This is a genomic window from Thiocapsa roseopersicina, assembly GCF_900106925.1.
GTDB lineage: Bacteria > Pseudomonadota > Gammaproteobacteria > Chromatiales > Chromatiaceae > Thiocapsa > Thiocapsa roseopersicina.
The window spans coordinates 112,887-134,421 of record NZ_FNNZ01000011.1 but is presented as its reverse complement, the minus strand read 5'-3'; the positions used below and the strand labels follow the sequence as shown (position 1 = coordinate 134,421).

General features: G+C 63.5%; 17 protein-coding genes and 1 riboswitch. Of the genes, 10 read left to right on the top strand and 7 right to left on the bottom strand.

What is annotated here, in order from left to right; all coding sequences use genetic code 11:
* The 6 genes from BLV04_RS13095 to metK all read right to left on the bottom strand — a co-directional run bounded on the left by BLV04_RS13095 (position 1) and on the right by metK (position 8,590).
* Positions 1-2,199: a sodium-translocating pyrophosphatase gene (locus BLV04_RS13095; protein WP_093032646.1), complete on the bottom strand. Its 2,199-nt coding sequence runs from the start codon at positions 2,197-2,199 to the stop codon at positions 1-3.
* Positions 2,200-2,297: 98 nt separating this feature from the next.
* A complete protein-coding gene (locus BLV04_RS13090) occupies positions 2,298-3,077 on the bottom strand; it encodes a hypothetical protein (protein WP_093032645.1) in 780 nt (259 codons plus the stop codon).
* A 329-nt stretch (positions 3,078-3,406) separates the two neighbouring features.
* The gene (locus BLV04_RS13085) at positions 3,407-3,817 is read right to left on the bottom strand and encodes a sulfur globule family protein (RefSeq protein WP_093032643.1); all 411 of its coding nucleotides are present in this window, start codon (positions 3,815-3,817) and stop codon (positions 3,407-3,409) included.
* 596 nt (positions 3,818-4,413) lie between these two features.
* The gene (metF, locus tag BLV04_RS13080; protein WP_093032641.1) at positions 4,414-5,277 is read right to left on the bottom strand and encodes a methylenetetrahydrofolate reductase [NAD(P)H]; all 864 of its coding nucleotides are present in this window, start codon (positions 5,275-5,277) and stop codon (positions 4,414-4,416) included.
* 387 nt (positions 5,278-5,664) lie between these two features.
* A complete protein-coding gene (ahcY, locus tag BLV04_RS13075) occupies positions 5,665-7,071 on the bottom strand; it encodes an adenosylhomocysteinase (protein WP_093032782.1) in 1,407 nt (468 codons plus the stop codon).
* A gap of 21 nt (positions 7,072-7,092) precedes the next feature.
* Positions 7,093-7,178, bottom strand: a riboswitch (S-adenosyl-L-homocysteine riboswitch).
* A 221-nt stretch (positions 7,179-7,399) separates the two neighbouring features.
* Complete coding sequence (gene metK, locus BLV04_RS13070; RefSeq protein WP_093032639.1) at positions 7,400-8,590, bottom strand: methionine adenosyltransferase; 1,191 nt, start codon at positions 8,588-8,590, stop codon at positions 7,400-7,402.
* A 209-nt stretch (positions 8,591-8,799) separates the two neighbouring features.
* Here metK and BLV04_RS13065 point away from each other — a divergent pair, with 209 nt between their 5' ends.
* The 9 genes from BLV04_RS13065 to BLV04_RS13025 all read left to right on the top strand — a co-directional run bounded on the left by BLV04_RS13065 (position 8,800) and on the right by BLV04_RS13025 (position 19,049).
* Positions 8,800-9,357, top strand: a complete 558-nt coding sequence (locus tag BLV04_RS13065; RefSeq protein WP_093032637.1) for a thioredoxin family protein — start codon at positions 8,800-8,802, stop codon at positions 9,355-9,357.
* A gap of 359 nt (positions 9,358-9,716) precedes the next feature.
* Positions 9,717-11,723 carry a transketolase gene (tkt, locus tag BLV04_RS13060; protein WP_093032634.1) on the top strand — a complete coding sequence of 669 codons (2,007 nt, stop codon included), beginning with the start codon at positions 9,717-9,719 and terminating at the stop codon, positions 11,721-11,723.
* A 207-nt stretch (positions 11,724-11,930) separates the two neighbouring features.
* On the top strand, positions 11,931-12,932 hold the full coding sequence (gene gap, locus BLV04_RS13055) for a type I glyceraldehyde-3-phosphate dehydrogenase (RefSeq protein WP_093032629.1): 1,002 nt from the start codon (positions 11,931-11,933) through the stop codon (positions 12,930-12,932).
* 113 nt (positions 12,933-13,045) lie between these two features.
* On the top strand, positions 13,046-13,243 hold the full coding sequence (locus tag BLV04_RS13050; RefSeq protein WP_093032627.1) for a RelB antitoxin-like protein: 198 nt from the start codon (positions 13,046-13,048) through the stop codon (positions 13,241-13,243).
* 419 nt (positions 13,244-13,662) lie between these two features.
* Positions 13,663-14,844 (top strand): phosphoglycerate kinase, encoded by a 1,182-nt coding sequence (locus tag BLV04_RS13045; RefSeq protein ID WP_093032624.1) that lies wholly within the window; start codon positions 13,663-13,665, stop codon positions 14,842-14,844.
* 96 nt (positions 14,845-14,940) lie between these two features.
* Positions 14,941-16,383 carry a pyruvate kinase gene (gene pyk / locus BLV04_RS13040; protein ID WP_093032614.1) on the top strand — a complete coding sequence of 481 codons (1,443 nt, stop codon included), beginning with the start codon at positions 14,941-14,943 and terminating at the stop codon, positions 16,381-16,383.
* A 63-nt stretch (positions 16,384-16,446) separates the two neighbouring features.
* Positions 16,447-17,511, top strand: a complete 1,065-nt coding sequence (gene fba / locus BLV04_RS13035; protein WP_093032611.1) for a class II fructose-bisphosphate aldolase — start codon at positions 16,447-16,449, stop codon at positions 17,509-17,511.
* A 483-nt stretch (positions 17,512-17,994) separates the two neighbouring features.
* Positions 17,995-18,390 (top strand): CPCC family cysteine-rich protein, encoded by a 396-nt coding sequence (locus BLV04_RS13030; RefSeq protein ID WP_093032608.1) that lies wholly within the window; start codon positions 17,995-17,997, stop codon positions 18,388-18,390.
* A 53-nt stretch (positions 18,391-18,443) separates the two neighbouring features.
* Entirely contained in the window at positions 18,444-19,049 is a 606-nt protein-coding gene (locus BLV04_RS13025) for an arylesterase (protein ID WP_245731875.1), read from the top strand.
* A 232-nt stretch (positions 19,050-19,281) separates the two neighbouring features.
* Here BLV04_RS13025 and pdxH read toward each other — a convergent pair whose 3' ends face one another.
* Entirely contained in the window at positions 19,282-19,920 is a 639-nt protein-coding gene (gene pdxH / locus BLV04_RS13020; RefSeq protein ID WP_093032604.1) for a pyridoxamine 5'-phosphate oxidase, read from the bottom strand.
* Positions 19,921-20,121: 201 nt separating this feature from the next.
* On the opposite strand from pdxH, the gene aceA reads away from it, so the two are divergent.
* A complete protein-coding gene (aceA, locus tag BLV04_RS13015; protein ID WP_093032603.1) occupies positions 20,122-21,426 on the top strand; it encodes an isocitrate lyase in 1,305 nt (434 codons plus the stop codon).
* The last annotated feature ends 109 nt before the right edge of the window (positions 21,427-21,535 follow it).

Here is a 21,535-nt window from a genome sequence, read left to right as displayed (position 1 = left end):
TCAGAGCAGGCTGTAGGTCACGGTCACCCCGGCCATGACGATCGCCATGATGCTCATCAGCTTGACCAAGATATTCAGGCTCGGTCCCGAGGTGTCCTTGAAGGGGTCGCCCACGGTATCGCCGATCACGGATGCCCGGTGTGCACGCGAATTCTTGCCGCCGTGATAACCGGACTCGATGTACTTCTTGGCATTGTCCCAAGCCCCGCCGGCATTCGAGAGAAAAACCGCAAGCACGAAGCCGCTCGCAAGACCGCCCATCAGCAGCCCGATCACGCCCGCAACACCCAGCACCAGACCCACCACGACCGGCGCGATCACGGCCAGCAAGGCCGGGAGCACCATCTCGCGCTGCGCTCCGACGGTGGAGATGGCGACACAGCGTTCATAGTCCGGCTGCGAGGTCCCCTGCAGGATGCCCGGATCTTCGCGAAACTGCCGGCGCACCTCTTCGACCATCATGATGGCCGCGCGCCCGACCGCCTGCACCGTCAAGCCGCTGAAGACAAAGGCGACCATCGAGCCGATCAGGAGGCCCACGAGGACGGTCGGATTGAGCAGGGTCACGTTGAAGAAGGTCATGAAATCGGTCAGGGTCGCCTGAGCGGTCGCGACCGTCGCGCCGTTGCCGAGCGTCAAGACCGTCTGCCCGATATTGACCAACTCGATGCGGATCACCTCGATATAGGAGGCGATGAGCGCGAGCGCCGTCAAGGCTGCGGAGCCGATCGCAAAACCCTTGCCGGTCGCAGCCGTGGTGTTGCCCAGTGAGTCCAGCGCATCGGTGCGCGCTCGCACCTCGGCCCCCAGTCCACTCATCTCCGCGTTTCCGCCGGCATTGTCGGCAATCGGGCCGTAGGCATCGCTGGCCAACGTGATGCCCAGCGTGGAAAGCATCCCGACCGCCGCGATGGCCACGCCATAGAGACCCAGGTTCATCTGGTTCAGATCGAAACCGGACGCGAAGAGGAAGGACAACATGGTCCCGGCGCCGACCGACAAAACCGGGATGGCGGTCGAGAGCATGCCCACGCCGACACCCGCGATGATGAGGGTCGCCGGCCCGCCTTCGGCCTGTGCGGCGATGAGCCGGGTTGGTCCATAGCTGGGCGAGGTCGAATACTCGGTCGAGCGGCCGACGATGATGCCCGTGATCAAGCCGGTCACCACCGCACCCCAGATCCCCCAGACGTTGGGAATGCCGAGCAGCAGCAGCAACCCTGCGGAAGCAACCACGATCATGAGCGCACTGGCATTAATGCCGCGCGAGAGCGATCCGAGCAGATCCTTTTGCGTCGCACCCTCCTTGGTCTTGACCAGATAGACCCCGACGATCGACAACAGGATGCCGATGCCGGCAATGGCGATGGGGGCAACCACGGCCTTCATCTGAAGCGTGGGATCCAGGACATAGGCGGCTGCCCCGAGCGCGCTGGCCGCCAGGATGGCACCGCAATAGGACTCGAAGAGGTCGGCACCCATGCCGGCGACATCCCCGACGTTGTCCCCGACGTTGTCCGCGATCACGGCCGGATTGCGTGGGTCGTCCTCCGGGATGCCGGACTCGACCTTGCCGACCAGATCGGCACCCACGTCCGCGGCCTTTGTGAAGATACCGCCGCCGACACGCGCGAACATGGCCTGCATCGAAGCACCCACGCCGAAGGTCAGGATGGTCGTGGTGACCAACACCATGCGGACCCCCTCACCGGCCGCGCTGTGGGGGATCAGCAGGTCGGCCAGGATGAACCAGACAACGATGTTGCCGAGCCCGAGCCCGACCACCACCAACCCCATGACGGCACCGCTTCGGAATGCGATCTTCAGCGCATCCGGGAGCGAAGTCCGGGCGGCGGCAGCCGTGCGCGTGGAGGCACGGGTCGCGGTCTGCATGCCGAAATAGCCGGCGAGCGCCGAGAAGAAGCCTCCGAAGACGAAGGTGAAGGGCAGCCAGGGGTTTTGAACATGGAAGTAGTAAGCGAGGACACCGAAGACGATCGTCAGGACCGCAAACACCAGAAACATGATCTTGTACTGCTGGCGCAGGTACGCCATTGCGCCGTGGCGCACATGGTCTCCGATCTCCTGCATCAAAGCGGTTCCCTGGTCCTGCAGGAGCATCTCCTTGAAAAACTTCCGGGCATAGATCATCGCCAACAGCGCGGCGATCGGTGCGATCCAAAAAACGGGCTCGTTCATGGGTATTCCAATGGACGTGGGAGGCCAAAAGAACCCGCCGCCGGAGATGCGTCGGGCAGGACCTGAGTCCGTGACTCAGGAGGATCGAGTACCGCGGATTACTCGAGCGCAGTCACCAGGGCAGAGCGCCACCAGCCTCGATGACGATTCTCCAGCTCCTCGATATCCGGGAAGCGGTAGAAGGCAAAGTCGGTCTGGTCGCCGACGTAGAAACCGCCTTGGACCATGCGGTAGAGCACGCCCTCCTTGACCTGCTTGAGCACCAGCTTGCTCGGCTTGGTGTCGTTGTACTTCAGCTCGTAGAGCACATCGCGCAGATGTGCGAGGTTGGGGTAGGGGAGGTCGTCGGCCGCGCCGTTCTCGGGGTCGGTCGCAAGCGCGCCGAGGCGAAGCTCGGAGAAGACCAGACGAGGCACGTGAACGGTGTGTGACGGATCGGTGATGGCATTGCAGAAATCGTGCGGGTCCGAACGGCTGGCGACCATCGGGGTGATGGGACAAAACTCTTGGTAGAGATGCAGGCGACCGCCCGGCTCCGGGAGATAAACCGAGCGCGGCAGCTCCAGGGTCTTGCCGTCGTTCGTCACCAGATAGAGGCTCCCGAGTGCGGAGACCGGGATACGCGACAAGACCCGGTAGATCGAGAGATAGACCGATCGCTTAGGCGCACCGTCGGGCTGGGTGATGCACCGCTCGTCCATCAGATGAAACGGGAAATCGTCGGAGCGGAATGCGGGATCGACCTCGAAAAAGATCGCCTCGCCTTTGACATGGGCCTTGGAGCCGACCGCGTAATAGCTGCCGAATGCCTCCGGCTCGAGCATCGACGCGATCAGGGCCTGCGGGATCAAGGACAGATACAGATGCTTTTCAGCCATGCCGAGCCTCGCCGTGATGTGCCCGGATCTCCGAACGGACCCGGTGTTTCTCAATTATCACCATAAATGCAGGCAATGTGGAGAGCAGATCAGGATAACGAATAAGAAAGGGACATCGAGCGGGCGGTGCGTGCGCGTGCGCGCGCGGTCGGATCGAAGCAGCGACGGAAAAATGCCGGAGAGCGAGGGATGTTTGGAGCGCACATCGGTCGAGAACGTCGAGCGCGCGCGAGGGGCGGGCCGTGCGGAAGGTGGGTTGGATACGTCCCTGTATCCGAGTCGACTCGGGGCTCGGCCTGCGCCGAAGCCCCTAGGCGACCAGATCGTTCTTATTGCGCGGGAGCAGCCGGAGGTGCCATCGGGGCAGGCATCGCGCCGCCGTAAGGGGCACCGTAGCCTGGCGCGCCGTAAGGGGCACCATAGCCGGGCGCGCCGTAAGGGGCGCCGTAGCCGTAAGGGGCGCCATAGCCGTAAGGAGCGCCGTAGCCGTATTGGTCGCCGTAGCCGTAACCGCGACCGTAGCCACGGCCCTGACCCCGTCCGTAGCCGCGGCCGCTGCCGCTCATGTTCATGTTGAAGTCGCCGGTGCCGTCACCGAACATGTCACCCATGTTGTCCCACATGCCGCTGCCGTTGTTGCCGTAACCACCCGGGCCACCCCACCAAGCGCTGGCCGAGAAGGAAGCACCGGCCAAAGCGACAACGGCTGCAAGACCTGCAAACTTGATCGTTTTATTCATGTTCGTCCTACCTCTAATCAGGAAACGTTGAGCGCGGGCGTGCCCGCAATGAGGTCTCCGAAGCCGGGGATGCTTTGTCTCCGACTGCGGGCTTGACGTGGAGCCAGCGGTCGAACCCCGAGGGGTTCGGGCTCAGCCCCGAAGTGAACCGTATGAAGGCGCAAACAGCCGACCGGCGCGATTTGCCGTGTTGCACAAATCCGAGCAGTAGGGGAGGTTGCAGGCTCGACGGCCCATCGGAGTAACGGCTAACCCTGCGAAGAAGCCCGGGCCGCTCATTACCGGTAGAAGCGGGTCGAGTATAGGCGTCGATGGCGTGAAGACGCAACGCATTAAACAGCACCCTGCGGGTCGACCGGGCCACGATCAGAACAGCCCGACGATGCCGGAGCGCTCTTGCTTCGAGGAAATCGAGCCGATGCCGAGGACGGCAATCGAGCTGAAACAGGGCCTTCCGTCACAAGGATGGCCCATGTCCCCGCCGGGGCCGGGACATGAGCCGGAGCGACAAACCTTATTTATTACGTTGGTTAAACCGGCATGCATCCGGACGGAGCAAGGTCGTTGCGCCGCGGATGCCTCCGGTCCGTTTGAGCTCAGGCCGGACGCGGAAGCGCGAGATCCTGCCATAGGCGCAGCGTCGGACCCGACTGGTTCATCGTGTAGAAGTGCAGACCCGGCGCACCGCCGTCGATCAGCCGACGGCAGAGTTTGAGCACGACCTCGTGCCCGAAGGCCCGCAGACTCTCCACGTCGTCGCCGTAGGCTTCGAGTCGACGCCGAACCCAGCGGGGGATCTCGGCACCGCAGGCGTCTGAGAAACGCGCGAGCTGCGTGTAATTGGTGATGGGCATGATGCCGGGGATGATCGGCAGGGTGACGCCGACCCGGTCGCAACTCTCGACGAAGGCGAAGTAGGCATCCGGGTTGTAGAAATACTGGGTGATGGCCGCGTCCGCGCCGGCCTCGACCTTGCGCTTGAAGTTGGCGAGATCGCGCTCGGGGCTGCCCGATTGCGGGTGATACTCGGGATAGGCGGCGACCTCGATCTTGAAGGTATCCCCGAATTCGTCGCGAATGAAGGTGACCAGCTCGTTGGCGTAGCGAAAATCCCCGCCGGTGCCTCCGCCCATGCCGGACGGAAGATCCCCGCGCAGGGCCACCAGACGCCGGATCCCCTGCTCCCGGTAACGGCCGAGGATCTCGCGGATCTCGGTCCTCGCAGAACCGACACAGGCGATGTGCGGGGCGGTCTCGATGTGGTGACCACGCAGCCAGTCAACGGTCTCGAATGTGCGGTCGCGCGTGGATCCCCCGGCCCCGTAGGTCACCGAGACATAGCTGGGCGAAACGCTGTTGAGCTCGGCGATCTCATGCTTGAGCTTCTCCATCCCCTCCGGGGTCTTCGGCGGGAAGAGCTCGACACTGTAGGTCGGGGTTTGCTGTGATTGGAGCGGCATGGCTTGAAAGCCTCCGGCCTCCGGCCTCCGGCCTCCCGCGCGTTGAACGACAGCGCGATCGGCGGCTTCGATCCGGCGGCGAATGGGTGGAGATAAAAGGCACCGCGACATGACTCGAACGCCGAGCCGACGCTGCGCGCACGGAGTGCGAAGCGCCCGACAGAGGCGCGACACCGCAGAGCGGTGTCACGAGCACTGACGGCGTGAACCGCGAGAAGCGACATGCAGGATCGCCGTCTTCAATCGACCCTGCATGCACCCGAGGCGACGGAAGCCGGCACGCGTTAAGCCTGTCCTCAATGACTTAAACCGCGCCAACTCCAACGCATCGAAGTACCCGCGAGGTCGCGAAACCCGCAACCTCGATCGGATCGCGAAGGGCGCGGTTTAATACCTGTAGTTCTCGGCCTTGTACGGCCCCTCGACCGCCACGCCGATATAGTCGGCCTGGGCTTTGGACAGGGTCGTCAGCTTCGCGCCGATCTTGCCCAGATGCAGACGCGCGACGTCCTCGTCCAGATGCTTGGGCAGCACGTAGACGCCGACGGGATACTCCTGCGGCTTGGTGAAGATCTCGATCTGGGCCAGGACCTGATTGGTGAAGCTCGCGGACATCACGAAGCTCGGATGCCCGGTCGCGCAGCCCAGGTTGACCAACCGCCCTTCAGCCAGCAGGGTGATGCGATGACCATCCGGAAAGACGATCTGATCGACCTGCGGCTTGATGTTGACCCACTCGTACTGCTTGAGCGCGTAGACCTGGATCTCGTTGTCGAAATGACCGATGTTGCAGACGATCGCCTGGTCCTTCATCGCGGCCATGTGATCGTGGGTGATGATGTCGGTGTTGCCGGTGGCGCTGACGAAGATGTCGACCATGCCGACCACATCCTCGATGGCGACGACCCGATAGCCTTCCATTGCGGCCTGCAAGGCACAGATGGGATCGACCTCGGTCACCCAGACGGTCGCACCCAACCCGCGCAGCGAGGCCGCCGAGCCTTTGCCCACATCGCCGAAGCCGCAGACCAGGGCGATCTTGCCGGCGATCATGACATCGGTCGCCCGCTTGATGGCGTCCACCAACGATTCGCGACAGCCGTAGAGGTTGTCGAACTTGGACTTGGTGACCGAGTCGTTGACGTTCATCGCGGGGAACAGCAACTGCCCGTCGCGATGCATCTGGTACAGACGCTTGACCCCGGTGGTCGTCTCCTCGGTCACCCCGCGGATGCCCTCGGCGATGCCGTGCCAATGCTTCGGATTACGCGCGAAGGTGCGCGCGAGCAGGCCCAGGATGGACTGCCACTCTTCGTTGTCGTCGGCCTTGGGCGCGGGGATGGCGCCGGCCTTCTCGTACTCGACGCCCTTGTGCACGATCAGGGTCGCGTCGCCGCCGTCGTCCAGGATCATGTTCGGGCCGCCGCCGTCGGGCCAGTTCAGGACCTGCTCGGTGCACCACCAGTACTCGTCCAGGGTCTCGCCCTTCCAGGCATAGACCGGGATGCCGGCCGCGGCGATAGCGGCGGCAGCATGGTCCTGGGTCGAGAAGATGTTGCATGAGCACCAACGGATCTCGGCACCGAGCGTGACCAGCGTCTCGATCAGCACCGCAGTCTGGATCGTCATGTGCAGACTGCCGGTGATGCGCGCGCCGGCGAGCGGCTTGCTCTTGCCGAACTGCTCGCGCAGGGCCATCAGGCCCGGCATCTCGGTCTCGGCGATGTCCATCTCTTTGCGGCCGAAATCGGCCAGGGAGATATCGGCAACCTTGTAATCGGTAAACTCACTCATGGTTATCAGCTCCTGATGAAACGTGAGTGAGCGCCGTTGTCGTGTCGACCCCGCCGCCGAGCCTGGCCCGGGCTCCAATGGCTCGGGTCGCAACGCTCCTCGGTCGCGAGGTATCAAAGAAATTCAATCAGAGTCGTTTATGAATCGTCACGCCCGTGCGACAAGCCCACAAAGAGACCAAGACGTCGGGGCAAGATGCTCAAATGCAGACCGCAACGGACGCGATTCAAAGGCGTTTTTACTCCTCAACCGCGTCTCACCATGGTGCCGGTTGCTGCCAAGAACGAGTGCACCCGCGACATCAAGTCGCACCGGACGCGGTTGAGCCCTAGATGCCGGCAGCTTCACGCAACAATTCGGCCTTATCCGTGCGCTCCCAGGTGAAGCCCGGCTCCGAACGCCCGAAATGGCCGTAGGCCGCGGTATCACGGTACTTGATCAGATCGCGGTTGGTGAGATCCAGCATCCGAGTGATGCCGTAGGGACGCAGGTCGAAGTGCGCACGGATCAGCTCGATGATGCGATGCTCGCTGATGCTCGCGGTCCCGAAGGTATCGATGGACAGGGACGTCGGCTCGGCGACACCGATCGCGTAGGACACCTGAACCTCGCACTTCTCCGCAAGACCCGCGGCGACGATGTTCTTGGCGACATAGCGCCCGGCATAGGCGGCAGAGCGGTCGACCTTCGAGGGATCCTTGCCGGAGAAGGCACCGCCGCCGTGGCGCGCCATGCCGCCGTAGGTGTCGACGATGATCTTGCGTCCGGTCAGACCGCAGTCGCCGACCGGGCCGCCGATGATGAACTGGCCGGTCGGGTTGATGTGATATTTGGTATCGCCGTTCATCCAGCCGGTGCCGCCGAGCACCGGCTTGATGATCTCCTCCATCACCGCCTCGTGCAGCACGCCTTGACTGACATCGGGGCTGTGCTGGGTCGAGAGCACCACGGCCTCCACGGCAGCCGGCTTCCCGTCGATATAGCGGAAGGTGACCTGCGATTTGGCATCCGGACGCAGCCAGGGCAAGGTACCGTTCTTACGGACCTCGGCCTGACGCTTGACCAAGCGGTGCGCGTAGTCGATCGCCGCCGGCATGAGCTGATCGGTTTCGTTGGTGGCATACCCGAACATCATCCCCTGGTCGCCGGCACCCTGGGATTCCTCGTCCTCGCGGTCGACGCCTTGGTTGATGTCCTTGGATTGCTCGCCGAGCGCGACCAGAACGCCGCAGGTCTGACCGTCGAAACCGACCTCGGAGCCGTCGTAGCCGATATCGGTGACGACCTTACGTACGATACTCTCGTAGTCGATCTTGAGGTTGCCGTCGGTGAGCGTGATCTCCCCCGCCAGCACCACGAACCCGGTCTTGACCAAGGTCTCGCAGGCGACACGCGCCTTGGCGTGATTCGGATCGCGGCGGAAGATCTCGTCGAGGACGGCGTCCGAGATCTGATCCGCCATCTTGTCCGGGTGGCCCTCGGAGACGGATTCGGAGGTGAAGATGTAGTCCTTGCTCATAGGTCGATGGCCTGCCTTTTGCCCCAAGAGGTGCGTGTCTGGATCCGATATGATAGCGATTCGGCGGAAAACCGCAAAATCCACCCGCGGGTTGCGCGTCCGGGCGCTGCCCGGGCGGCGCATCGCCGCAAAGGATTTTGAAACCGCCGACCTTCCGGTAACATGCGGGCACATCCGATCCGACCCAGGCGTTCACTCGGAGATCTCTGATGGCATCGCTTGAAACCCCCGTTTGCGACTTCGGGCGCCCTGCTCCGGATTTCGCGCTCCCCGGCACCGACGGCAAGATCTGGACGCGCGACGCCTGCGCAGGCGAGCGCGGCTTGCTCGTCATGTTCATCTGCAACCATTGCCCCTACGTCAAAGCCGTCAGGGAGCGCATCGTCAGAGACACCCGCGAGCTGATCGACCTCGGAATCGGCTGTGTTGCCGTCATGTCCAACGATCCGCACGACTACCCGGAAGACTCCTTCGAGAACATGCGACGGGTCGCCGAGGAGTATCACTTCCCTTTTCCCTACCTGCTCGACGAGAGCCAAGCCGTCGCGAAGGCTTACGGAGCGGTCTGCACGCCGGACTTCTTCGGATACAGCGCCGCGCTCGAGCTCCAGTACCGCGGACGCCTCGATGCCAGCCGCAAAGACACGGCTCCGGACGATGCGAAACGCGATCTTTTCGAAGCCATGGAGCGGGTTGCACGGACCGGAACCGGTCCCGACCGGCAGATCCCCAGCATCGGCTGCTCGATCAAATGGAAGACAACGTGACCGTCGCGAAGGGCGGGAAGCCCTCGATCCCTACGAAAATCCTGGCCATTTCCTCGCGCAATTCTTAATATTAGGATCTGATAACTTCCTTTTTGACGGTATAAGTTTGTTTTGATTTTCGGGTCGGCACTCTTCGTCCACAATGACGGACCTTCGAAAGGGTTTCGATACCGGCCATCGTGTCTGCGCACGCGAAGCTCCGCCGATCGAAACCCCGATCGCTCCGGCCGCTAGCCCTGCATACTGCATTCCGACGCCGTGCCACCTTGCCGTCACGCGCCCGACGCCGATCGATCGGCAGATGTGACTCGCGGCACGCATGACCGACTGACCATTGCTTCTGAACTTAGGAGGGACTGATGTCCTCACGTAAAGATCTTGCCAATGCCGTACGAGCGCTCGCGATGGATGCGGTCCAGAAGGCCAATTCGGGTCACCCGGGCGCGCCGATGGGCATGGCCGATATCGCCGAGGTGCTCTGGAACGACTTCATGACGCACAACCCGGCGAACCCGAGCTGGCCCGACCGGGACCGCTTCGTGTTGTCGAACGGCCACGGCTCGATGCTGATCTACGCCCTGCTCCACCTTACGGGATATGATCTCGGGATCGAGGACCTCAAGCAGTTCCGCCAGCTTCACTCCCGGACCCCCGGACATCCCGAGTACGGCTACGCCCCGGGCGTGGAAACCACCACCGGCCCCCTCGGTCAGGGCATCACCAATGCCGTCGGCATGGCCTTGGCGGAGAAGGCGCTGGCCGCGCAGTTCAACAAGCCCGGCCACGACATCGTCGACCACTTCACCTATGTCTTCCTGGGCGACGGCTGCCTCATGGAAGGCATCTCGCACGAGGCCTGCTCGTTGGCCGGCGCCTTGGGCCTGGGCAAGCTGATCGCGGTCTACGACGACAACAACATCTCGATCGACGGCGAGGTCCGCGGTCATGGCGACACGCCGGCCTGGTTCCTCGACAACACCCCGAAGCGCTTCGAAGCCTATGGCTGGCATGTCATCCCCAAGGTCGACGGGCACGATGCGGAGGCCGTGAAGGCCGCCATCGAAACCGCCCGCGAGATCACCGACCGCCCGAGCCTCATCTGCTGCCAGACCATCATCGGCTACGGCTCCCCGAACAAGCAGGGCAAGGAAGAGTGTCACGGCGCGGCGCTCGGCGAGGACGAGATCGCCTTGACCCGCGAGGCGTTGGGCTGGAGCCATCCGCCCTTCGTCATCCCGGACGCCGTCTATCAAGGTTGGGACGCCAAGGAGCGAGGCGCCGCGGCCGAGTCCGCGTGGAACGACCGTTTTGCCGCGTACGCTGCGAAATTCCCGGCGGAGGCCGCCGAGTTCAAGCGTCGCATGGCCGGCGAGCTGCCGATCGACTGGGCCACGCAGGCCGAGGCCTTCGTGACCTCGGTCGTCGAGAAGGGCGAGACCATCGCCTCGCGCAAGGCCTCGCAGAACGCGCTCAACGGCTTCGGCCCGCTGCTGCCCGAGCTGCTCGGCGGCTCGGCGGACCTCGCCGGCTCCAACCTGACCCTCTGGAAGGGCTGCAAGGGCATCGGCAAGGGCGACGCGCCCGGCAACTATGTCTATTACGGGGTGCGCGAGTTCGGCATGTCCGCCATCATGAACGGCATCGCACTGCACGGCGGTTTCGTGCCCTACGGCGCCACCTTCCTGATGTTCTCCGAGTACGCCCGCAATGCACTGCGCATGGCGGCACTCATGAAGATCCAGTCGATCTTCGTCTACACCCATGATTCCATCGGCTTGGGCGAGGACGGCCCGACCCATCAGCCGGTCGAGCAGATCCCGACGCTGCGCATGATCCCGAACATGAGCGTCTGGCGTCCGTGCGACGCGGTCGAGTCGGCGGTGTCCTGGAAGCTCGCCATCGAGCGGCGGACCGGTCCGAGCTGTCTGATCTTCTCGCGCCAGAACCTCGCACACATGAGTCGGACCCCGGAGCAGCTCGCCGCCATCACGCGCGGCGGTTATGTGCTGCGCGACTGTGCCGGCACCCCGGATGCGATCATCATCGCCACAGGCTCCGAGGTCGAGCTGGCCATGAAGGCCGCCGAGGCGATGTCCGACAAGGCGATCCGCGTGGTGTCGATGCCCTCGACCGACACCTTCGATGCGCAGGATGCCGCCTATCGCGAATCGGTGCTGCCCAAGGCCGTCACCGCGCGGGTTGCGGTCGAGGCAGCGGTCACGGACGGCTGGTGGAAGTATGTCGGTCACCAGGGCGCGATCCTGGGTGTCGACCGGTTCGGTGAATCGGCGCCTGCCGGCCCGCTCTTCAAGGAGTTCGGGTTTACCGTCGAGAACCTGGTCGCCAAGGTCAGGGGCGTACTCTGATTTAACCGGCTGTCTCGCGCATGGGCCGCCGGACAATCGAGCGTTCGGCGGCCGGCGTTGCATCGTTTCGGCATCCAAGCGCGGCAGCCTACGCGCCCACCGATCGTTTGTTTTTGGGCTCGCACCTTCGGTCACCCGACCATCCTGCGCCGGGAGGCCGAGGTTCGAGCACCGAAGGTTTTTATTCGCTAAGAGGAGTCTCTCTCAATGACACTTAAAGTCGGCATCAATGGTTTCGGTCGCATCGGTCGTATGGCATTTCGCGCGATCGCGAAGGATTTCCCCGGGATCGAGGTCGTTGCCATCAACGACCTGCTCGACCCCGAGTATCTGGCCTATATGCTCAAGTACGACTCCGTCCACGGTAATTTCCAAGGCGATATCGCCGTCGACGGCCACACCATGATCGTCAACGGCAAGAGCATCCGTCTGACCGCCGAGCGCGATCCGGCCAATCTGAAGTGGGGCGAGGTCGGTGCGGAGCTGGTCATCGAGTGCACCGGTTTCTTCCTCGACGACGCCTCCTGCCGCAAGCACATCGAAGCCGGCGCCAAGAAGGTCGTGCAGAGCGCGCCCTCCAAGGACGCCACCCCGATGTTCGTCTACGGCGTCAACCACAAGACCTATGCCGGACAGGAGATCATCTCCGCCGCGTCCTGCACCACCAACTGCCTGGCGCCGGTCGCCAAGGTGCTGCACGACAACTGGGGCATCAAGCGCGGCCTCATGACCACCGTGCATGCCGCCACCGCGACCCAGAAGACGGTCGACGGTCCTTCCATGAAGGACTGGCGCGGCGGTCGCGGCATCCTGGAGAACATCATCCCCTCCTCCACCGGCGCCGCCAAAGCGGCCGGCAAGGTGCTGCCCGAGCTCAACGGCAAGCTGACCGGCATGGCCTTCCGCGTGCCCACCTCCGACGTCTCCGTGGTCGACCTGACCGTCGAGCTGACCAAAGAGGCGACCTATGCCGACATCTGCGCGGCCATGAAGAAGGCGTCAGAGTCCGGCGATCTGGCCGGCGTGCTGGGCTACACGGACGAGAAGGTGGTCTCCACCGATTTCCGCGGCTGCCCCACGCCCTCGGTCTTCGACTCCGAGGCCGGTATCGCGCTCGACCCGACCTTCGTGAAGGTCGTCGCCTGGTACGACAACGAGTACGGCTACACCTGCAACATGCTGCGTATGGTGGAGCACGTTTCGAAGTAGTCCGAGGATCGCGCTCGCGAAGCGCGATGATGTCGGGAGCGCGGGCGTTTCGCCCGCGCGGCCTGGCTTAATGACCCGTGAAGAACCCGAAATCGCCGAGGAGGCACGACCCAATGGAGCTCAAGCGTCGATACGTGATTGACGACGAGAATCGCAAGGTGGCCGTGCAGATCGACATCGACACCTTCGAAAAGCTAGAGGAGATTCTCGAAAACTACGGACTTGCCGAGCTCATAGCCGAGGATTCGGATGATGGTCTGGATTTGACCCATGCTCGTGAGTACTACGCGACGCTGACGAAGGCCGAATGAAGGTCGCCTACCGGAAGGCATTCCTTAAACAGCTCGCGAAGATTCCATCAAGCAAAAGGGGCATCGATCGAGCAGTTCGCATTTGAAGACTTGCCTCGCGCCGAGACGATTGCCTCGACCGGAAAGATCGAGAAGATGAAAGGGTACGACGCCTGTTACAAAGCACGCTTCGGCGCTTATCGGGTGGGAATGACATTCGACGGCGAGATTTTGGTCCTGGCCATCGTCGCGGATCGAAAGGAGATTTACCGATTTTTTCCGTAGTTTGATCTTCGTCTCCGCGCGGCACAGGAGGACGCAAGGTTTAGAGGCTGGTAGCCGTATTCTCGGCACCGGTCGTGCGGTCTACGAGAGTTTTCAGGCAAGGCACACCTTGGGCCTGAACGCTTTCCATCTCAATTCGATACAGAGGCTTCGCTATGTCCTTCATCAAGCTCACCGATCTCGATCTCGCCGGGAAGCGGGTGCTGATCCGCTCCGACCTCAATGTCCCCGTGAAGGGCGGCAAGGTCACCTCCGATGCGCGCATCACCGCCTCCATGCCGACCTTCGAGCATTGCATGAAGGCCGGTGCCAAGGTGATGGTGATGTCGCATCTGGGCCGCCCCGAGGAAGGCGTCTTTTCCGAGGCCGATTCGCTCAAGCCCGTCGCCGATACACTCGGCGCCAAGCTGGGCCGCGAAGTCCGGGTCGTGCGTGATTATCTCGAGCAGGCCCCCGAGGTTGCCGACGGCGAGTTGGTCCTGCTGGAAAACGTCCGCTTCAACAAAGGCGAAGGCAAGGACAATGCAGACCTCGCCAAGCAGTATGCCGCACTCTGCGACGTCTTCGTCATGGACGCCTTCGGCACGGCCCATCGCGCCCAGGCATCCACGCACGGCGTCGGCCAACAGGCACCGGTCGCCTGCGCGGGACTGCTGCTTGCCGAGGAGCTCGACGCGCTCCAGAAGGCGCTCGCCGCTCCGGCGCGCCCGATGGTTGCAATCGTCGGCGGCTCCAAGGTCTCGACCAAGCTGACCGTGCTGGAGGCCCTCTCCGAGAAGGTCGATCAGCTCGTGGTCGGCGGCGGCATCGCCAACACCTTCCTCGCCGCAGCCGGGTTTCCGGTCGGCAAGTCGCTCTGCGAGCATGACCTGATCCCCACCGCCAAGGCGCTGATGGAGAAGATGACGGCGCGCGGCGCGAGCATCCCGATCGCGGTCGACGTGGTCTGCGGCAAGAAGTTCGACGAGAACGAGCCGGCCGTCACCAAGGACGTCGCCGATGTTACCGAAGACGACATGATCTTCGATATCGGCCCCAGGTCGGCGCAGGAGCTGGCCGAGGTCATCGCCAAGGCGGGGACCATCGTCTGGAACGGCCCGGTCGGCGTGTTCGAGTTCGATCAGTTCGGCGGCGGGACCAAGACGGTCTCGATGGCCATCGCCGAGGCACCGGGCTTCAGCCTGGCCGGCGGCGGCGACACCATCGCGGCGATCCAGAAGTACGACATCTACGACAAGGTCTCCTACATCTCCACCGCCGGAGGCGCCTTCCTGGAATACCTGGAGGGTAAGACGCTGCCTGCGGTGGCCATGCTCGAGGCCCGGGCGAAGGACTGATCAGCGCAACTCGCCTCCTGCCACCAGCCTCCAGCCTCCGGCGATTTGCTCGGAAGCCGGGACTGGAGGCCTGAGGCCGGCAGCCGGAGGCTATACATGCCAAGACGCACGAAGATCGTTGCCACGCTCGGCCCCGCGACCGACCCCGTATCGGTGATGGACGAGATCATCGCCGCCGGGGTGGACGTGGTCCGTCTCAATCTGTCGCACGACACCCACGACCGGCATCGCGAGCGTGCCGAGCGGATCCGCGAACGTGCGGCCGCGGCCGGGCGCGAGATCGCGGTCCTCATGGATCTGCAGGGACCCAAGATCCGCATCGGCAAGTTCGCCGACGGCCCGATACTGCTCGTGCGGGGCGAGGGCTTCGCCATCGACGCCGACTGCCCTCTGGATGCCGGCGATCGCAATCGGGTCGGAACCACCTACCCCGAGCTGGTCGACGACGTTCGGCACGGCGACACGCTCCTGCTCGACGACGGTGCGATCGAGCTGTGGGTGGACGCGGTGAGCGGCGGGCGGATCGACTGCAAGGTGGTCGTCGGCGGCGCCCTGTCCAACAACAAGGGCATCAACAAGAAGGGCGGCGGTCTGTCGGCCCCAGCCTTGACCGAGAAGGACCAGGAAGACATCCGGTTCGCGGCCGAGATCGACGCGGACTATCTGGCCGTCTCCTTCGTGCGCAACGGCGACGACGTCCGGCTGGCTCGCGAACTCTTCTACGAGGCCGGCGGTCACGGCGGCATCGTCGCCAAGATCGAGCGCGCCGAGTCACTCCGGGCGATCGACGACATCATCAACGCAGCCGACGTCATCATGGTCGCGCGTGGGGATCTGGGCGTGGAGATCGGCGACGCGGAGCTGCCGGCCGCGCAGAAGATGCTGATCAACCGCGCCCGCGAGCTCAACAGCGTCGTCATCACCGCGACCCAGATGATGCAGTCCATGATCGAGAACCCCATCCCGACTCGGGCCGAGGTCTTCGATGTCGCCAATGCAGTGCTGGACGGCACGGATGCGGTCATGCTCTCCGCAGAGAGCTCGATCGGAAAGAACCCGGCCAAGGTGGTCGAGGCGCTGGACCGCATCTGTCTCGAAGCGGAGAAGCATGTCACGCGCTCGGGACACCGGATCGATTCGGTCTTCGGCCGCGTCGACGAGGCCATCGCCATGGCCGCCATGTACACCGCCAACCATCTGGGCGTCAAGGCGATCGCCGCTTTGACCGAGACCGGCTCGACGGTGAAATGGATGTCGCGCATCCGCTCCGGGATCCCGATCTACGCCATCACCCGCTCCGCCCCAACCCGTCGAAAAGTCAGGGTTCTTCGCGGTGTCTATCCGGTAAGCTTCGATGTCGCCAGCACGGACATCCACGAGGTGAATTGCGAGGTGATCGAGGAGCTGATGCGACGCGGCACGGTCCGCGACGGCGACCTGGTGATCATCACCAAGGGCGATCGCTCGGGGGTTGAAGGTCAAACCAATATCATGAAGATCATGCGGGTCGGCGAGCACAAGCTCCTGACGAAGGATTGAGTCCGGGGTTTTGTTGCCCCACCGCCCGTTTTTAGCTGTCAGTCCGATACGAGGAGAATCCACATGGCCCTGATTTCGCTGCGTCAATTGCTCGACCATGCCGCCGAGCACCAATACGGCGTCCCCGCCTACAACGTCAACAACCTCGAGCAGATGCGCGCCATCATGGAGGCCGCCGACGAGACGGATTCTCCCGTGATCGTGCAGGCCTCCGCCGGTGCGCGCAAATATGCCGGCGCCCCCTTCCTGCGCCACCTGATCCTAGCCGCCATCGAGGAATGGCCGCACATCCCCGTGTGCATGCATCAGGACCACGGCACCTCGCCGGCGGTCTGCCAGCGCTCGATCCAACTCGGCTTTTCGTCCGTCATGATGGACGGCTCGCTCGGTGAAGACGGCAAGACCCCGACCTCCTACGAGTACAACGTCGAGGTCACCCGTCGCGTCGTCGAGATGGCTCATGCCTGCGGCGTCTCGGTCGAAGGCGAGCTGGGCTGCTTGGGATCTTTGGAGACCGGTCAAGCCGGTGAAGAAGACGGCATCGGCGCCGAGGGCACGCTCGATCACAGCCAGCTCCTGACCGATCCGGAAGAGGCCGCGGACTTCGTGAAGAAGACCGGTGTGGACGCACTCGCCATCGCCATCGGCACCTCGCACGGCGCCTACAAGTTCACCCGTCCGCCCACCGGCGACATCCTCGCCATCGAGCGCGTGCGCGAGATCCACAAGCGCATCCCCAACACCCATCTGGTGATGCACGGCTCCTCCTCGGTCCCGCAGGATTGGTTGGCCATCATCAATCAGTACGGCGGCGACATGGGCGAGACCTACGGCGTGCCGGTCGAGGAGATCGTCGAAGGCATCAAGAACGGCGTGCGCAAGGTCAACATCGATACCGACCTGCGCATGTCCTCCACCGGCGCCATCCGCAAGTTCCTGGCCGAAAACCCCAAGGAATTCGATCCGCGCAAATACTTCATCGCCGCCACCAAGGCCATGAAGGGCATCTGCAAGGCACGCTACGAAGCCTTCGGCACCGCCGGCAATGCCAGCAAGATCACGCCCATGTCTCTGGAGGCCATGACCGATCGGTATGCCAAGGGCGAGCTCGAGCCTAAGGTCAACTAAACCGCGTCTTGGTGCGATATGCGCTGTTTTCGCTTGAGGCTTGGTCTCGGGGCATCAGTAAGCGTCGGAGCGGACGCGGTTTAGGATGGTTTCGGGATCCGGCTTCGTCGCCGATCGCATCGAGGGCCAACAAGCATCCCGGGGTGGACACGCGCTGTAGGCTGCACAAGCACTGTAGGTTAAGCGCAGCGCAGTCCACCAACGCCGGCGCAGGTCTCGGTGGACGTCGCTCTCGCTCGTCCACCCTACCCGCGACTGTTATCACCGAGGTCGCATGTCAGATCGGACAGGGCTTAGGCGCCGCTCCGAGGGTATGGAAGAAAACGAAGGGGCGCTTGCGCCCCTTTTTCGTTGGGCGTCACGCCGTCGCGAGGCCAGTGTTCCGGTGGCTTGCGGCTGAAAGCTCAGAGCTGATGGCTGGAGGCTGGAGGCTGAAAGCTGGAGCCTGAAGCATGCGCCACCCCGACTCACACGGAGATCGTATTGACCGACGAGACCAAATTCCCCTGCCCCTGCTGCGGCTACCGCGTCCATGATCGCGAACCGGGCTTCCACCAGGTCTGCCCGATCTGCGGCTGGGAGGACGATCTGACCCAATTGCGCTTCGCCCGAATGCCGGGCAGCAGCAACACCGTGAGCCTGGAAGAGGCTCAACAGAATTTTCGCGACTACGGCGCGTCCGAGCGCCGGAGCATCGGCAACACCCGCGCCCCGGTCGACGGCGAAACCATCGACGACGGCTGGCGACCCCTTGATCCCTTGCGCGACAACATCGAGCAACCCATGCGCGGAACCCCGTACGCCGACTCCTATCCCTGGCCGGACACCACCGTCCTCTATTACTGGCGCATGAGCTATTGGCGTCGGGTGGTGGGGTAATGAGGCGGCGACGGACCCGATGTCCTGATCCCGATGCGGGACGCGTGAGCGAGATGCCCCATCGCGTTCTGATCCTTGCGTTGACCGTGCTGCTGCTCGTCGGCTGCAGCCGCGCGCCCGATCTGCCGCGGTTGCCGAGCGACGCGGTCATCCTGGCCTTCGGCGACAGCCTCACACGCGGTACCGGGGCAGGCGACGGCGAGGGTTTCGCCGAGATCCTGGCGCTATCGAGCGGCCGCGAGGTGGTAAACGCCGGTGTACCGGGGGAGGAGAGCGATGCCGGTCTCGCACGGCTGCCGAGCGTGCTCGACGCCGTGCAACCGAGTCTGGTGATCCTCGGTCACGGCGGCAACGACATGCTGCGCAGGCGCGACCTGGAGCTGACCAAGGCCAATCTCCGGCAGATGGTGTTGCTCGCGCGCGACCGGGGCGCATCGGTCGTGCTGCTCGGCATCCCTAAGCCTGCGTTGTTGCTCGGCACCCATCCGCTCTATCGAGAGCTGGCGGACGAGCTCGAGGTCCCGCTCGAGGACGAGGTGCTGGCCGATGTCGTCGCAGACCGTGATCTGAAGGCCGATCAAATCCATCCGAACGCGGCCGGTTATCGGCAGGTCGCAGAGGCCGTTCACCGGCTCTTGACGGACGCCGGAGCGCTTTGAGCCGAGGTGGCCCGAATCGCCGCAGCCGCTCTGACCTCCCGTCTAAACCGCGCCCAGCGCGGTATGCGATGTTTTTGGATGGGATCGACTCCGGCAGATTCGACGACCGTTAGATCTGTTGCAGTTTAAGATATTGAGAAATATATAATTTTAAACCGCGCCCCCGCTAAGGGCTGTGGTTGCAACAAACGTCGAGCTCACTCGAAAATCAGCATCTCGCTCTGGACGCGGTTTAAGGCGCGAGCCGCTCGATCCCCCAGGATCCGCCGGGGTCACGGGTGTAGAGGAAACGGTCGTGCAGCCGACTCTCGCGCCCTTGCCAGAACTCGATCCTGCTCGGAACGATGCGATAGCCGCCCCAGAAGTCCGGGAGCGGGATCTCGCCGTGCGCGAACCGCTGCTTCATCTCCGCGACCTTGGCCTCGAGCAACGACCGCGAGGTGATCACCTGACTCTGCGGCGACGACCAGGCGCCGATCTGGCTGCCGCGCGGCCGGGTGGCGAAGTAACGCAGTGATTCCGCGGTCGGAATGCGTTCGGCACGTCCCGTGATCTGGACCTGCCGCGCCAACGCCACCCAGGGGAAGAGTGCGGCGACCTGCGGGTTGCGGTCGATCTGCCGGGCCTTGCGGCTTTCGAAGTTGGTGAAAAAGACAAACCCCTGGCGGTCGAAGAGCTTGAGCAAGACGGTGCGGACGTAGGGCTGACCGCCCTCGTCCACCGTGCAGAGGCTCATGGCGTTGGGCTCGGGCAGCGCCGTCTCGATCGCGGCGGTGTACCACTGCTCGAACAAACGGATCGGATCCGGATCGAGACTGCTCCGCGAAAGGCCCTGCTCCATCGCTTCTATCCTGAATGCGTCAGCGTTCATTGAAAATTATCAAAAACAATAAAGAAAATTAGGATAATTGCCTCGCCAAATGGTCGAAGCACCGGTAGTTTTCCGCTTTAAGACCGAGTAGGACGGTCAAACATCTGCGATCCTATAGGGGTACACCACTGAACCCCGCCGGGACGACCCTGCACGGCAAGGTCGAGCGGATCGGCTAAAAGACTCATTGGGAGCACCACCATGACCCGCCAAGAACAGATCCAAGCCCTGAAGCAAGACTGGGCCGAAAACCCCCGCTGGACCGACGTGACCCGCGGCTACTCCGCCGAGGATGTCGTGCGTCTGCGCGGCTCGGTCCAACCCGAGCAGACCTACGCTAAGCGCGGTGCCGAGAAGCTGTGGAAGCTGGTTCACGGCGAGGCGAAGAAAGGCTACGTCAACTGCATGGGCGCTCTGACGGGTGGCCAGGCGATGCAGCAGGCCAAGGCCGGGATCGAGGCGATCTATCTGTCCGGCTGGCAGGTCGCCGCGGACGGCAACACCTCCGAGACCATGTATCCGGACCAGTCACTCTACGCCTACGACTCCGTGCCCACCATGGTGCGGCGCATCAACAACGCCTTCAAGCGCGCCGACGAGATCCAATGGTCGAAGGGCATCGAGCCGGGTGACGCAGGCTATATCGACTACTTCCTGCCGATCGTTGCGGATGCCGAGGCCGGCTTCGGCGGCGTGCTCAATGCCTTCGAGCTGATGAAGAACATGATCGCCGCGGGCGCCTCCGGCGTGCATTTCGAGGACCAGCTCGCCGCCGTCAAGAAGTGCGGCCACATGGGCGGCAAGGTGCTGGTGCCGACCCGCGAGGCGGTTCAGAAGCTGGTCGCCGCGCGGCTCGCCGCCGACGTCATGGGTGTCCCGACCCTGCTCTTGGCCCGCACCGATGCCGAGGCGGCAAATCTACTGACTTCCGATGTCGACGACAACGACCGTCCGTTCGTCACCGGCGCACGCACCGACGACGGTTTCTATATGGTCCGCAATGGTCTGGAGCAGGCGATCAGCCGCGGTCTGGCCTATGCGCCTTACGCCGACCTGGTCTGGTGCGAGACCGGCACCCCGGACCTTGGCTTCGCCCGCGAGTTCGCGCAAGCGGTTCTCGCGCAGAACCCCAACAAGCTGCTGGCTTACAACTGCTCGCCGTCCTTCAATTGGAAGAAGAACCTCGACGATGCCACCATCGCCAAGTTCCAGGACGAGCTCGCCGACATGGGCTATAAGTACCAGTTCATCACGCTGGCCGGCATCCACAGCATGTGGTTCAACATGTACGACCTCGCCTACGATTACGCCCGCGGCGAAGGCATGCGCCACTATGTCGAGAAGGTACAGGCGCCCGAGTTCGCTGCGCGCGAGAAGGGCTACACCTTCGTGTCGCATCAGCAGGAGGTCGGCGCCGGCTACTTCGACGACGTCACCACGACAATTCAAGGCGGCGCATCCTCGGTGACGGCCCTGACCGGCTCGACCGAAGAGGCCCAGTTCTGAAAAACCTCTGATCGCGCCTCGCGCCGACGCGAAGCGCGGCCATCCATCGGCCGGATCTCCGGCCGACCGTTCGAGAAACCGGCGGTGCATGAGTGCCGCCGGTTTTTTA

Coding starts and splice junctions, on each gene's coding strand:
- BLV04_RS13095 (WP_093032646.1), bottom strand. CDS start 2,199: ATGAACGAGCCCGTTTTTTGGATCGCACCGATCGCCGCGCTGTTGGCG.
- BLV04_RS13090 (WP_093032645.1), bottom strand. CDS start 3,077: ATGGCTGAAAAGCATCTGTATCTGTCCTTGATCCCGCAGGCCCTGATC.
- BLV04_RS13085 (WP_093032643.1), bottom strand. CDS start 3,817: ATGAATAAAACGATCAAGTTTGCAGGTCTTGCAGCCGTTGTCGCTTTG.
- metF (WP_093032641.1), bottom strand. CDS start 5,277: ATGCCGCTCCAATCACAGCAAACCCCGACCTACAGTGTCGAGCTCTTC.
- ahcY (WP_093032782.1), bottom strand. CDS start 7,071: ATGAGTGAGTTTACCGATTACAAGGTTGCCGATATCTCCCTGGCCGAT.
- metK (WP_093032639.1), bottom strand. CDS start 8,590: ATGAGCAAGGACTACATCTTCACCTCCGAATCCGTCTCCGAGGGCCAC.
- BLV04_RS13065 (WP_093032637.1), top strand. CDS start 8,800: ATGGCATCGCTTGAAACCCCCGTTTGCGACTTCGGGCGCCCTGCTCCG.
- tkt (WP_093032634.1), top strand. CDS start 9,717: ATGTCCTCACGTAAAGATCTTGCCAATGCCGTACGAGCGCTCGCGATG.
- gap (WP_093032629.1), top strand. CDS start 11,931: ATGACACTTAAAGTCGGCATCAATGGTTTCGGTCGCATCGGTCGTATG.
- BLV04_RS13050 (WP_093032627.1), top strand. CDS start 13,046: ATGGAGCTCAAGCGTCGATACGTGATTGACGACGAGAATCGCAAGGTG.
- BLV04_RS13045 (WP_093032624.1), top strand. CDS start 13,663: ATGTCCTTCATCAAGCTCACCGATCTCGATCTCGCCGGGAAGCGGGTG.
- pyk (WP_093032614.1), top strand. CDS start 14,941: ATGCCAAGACGCACGAAGATCGTTGCCACGCTCGGCCCCGCGACCGAC.
- fba (WP_093032611.1), top strand. CDS start 16,447: ATGGCCCTGATTTCGCTGCGTCAATTGCTCGACCATGCCGCCGAGCAC.
- BLV04_RS13025 (WP_245731875.1), top strand. CDS start 18,444: ATGCCCCATCGCGTTCTGATCCTTGCGTTGACCGTGCTGCTGCTCGTC.
- pdxH (WP_093032604.1), bottom strand. CDS start 19,920: ATGAACGCTGACGCATTCAGGATAGAAGCGATGGAGCAGGGCCTTTCG.
- aceA (WP_093032603.1), top strand. CDS start 20,122: ATGACCCGCCAAGAACAGATCCAAGCCCTGAAGCAAGACTGGGCCGAA.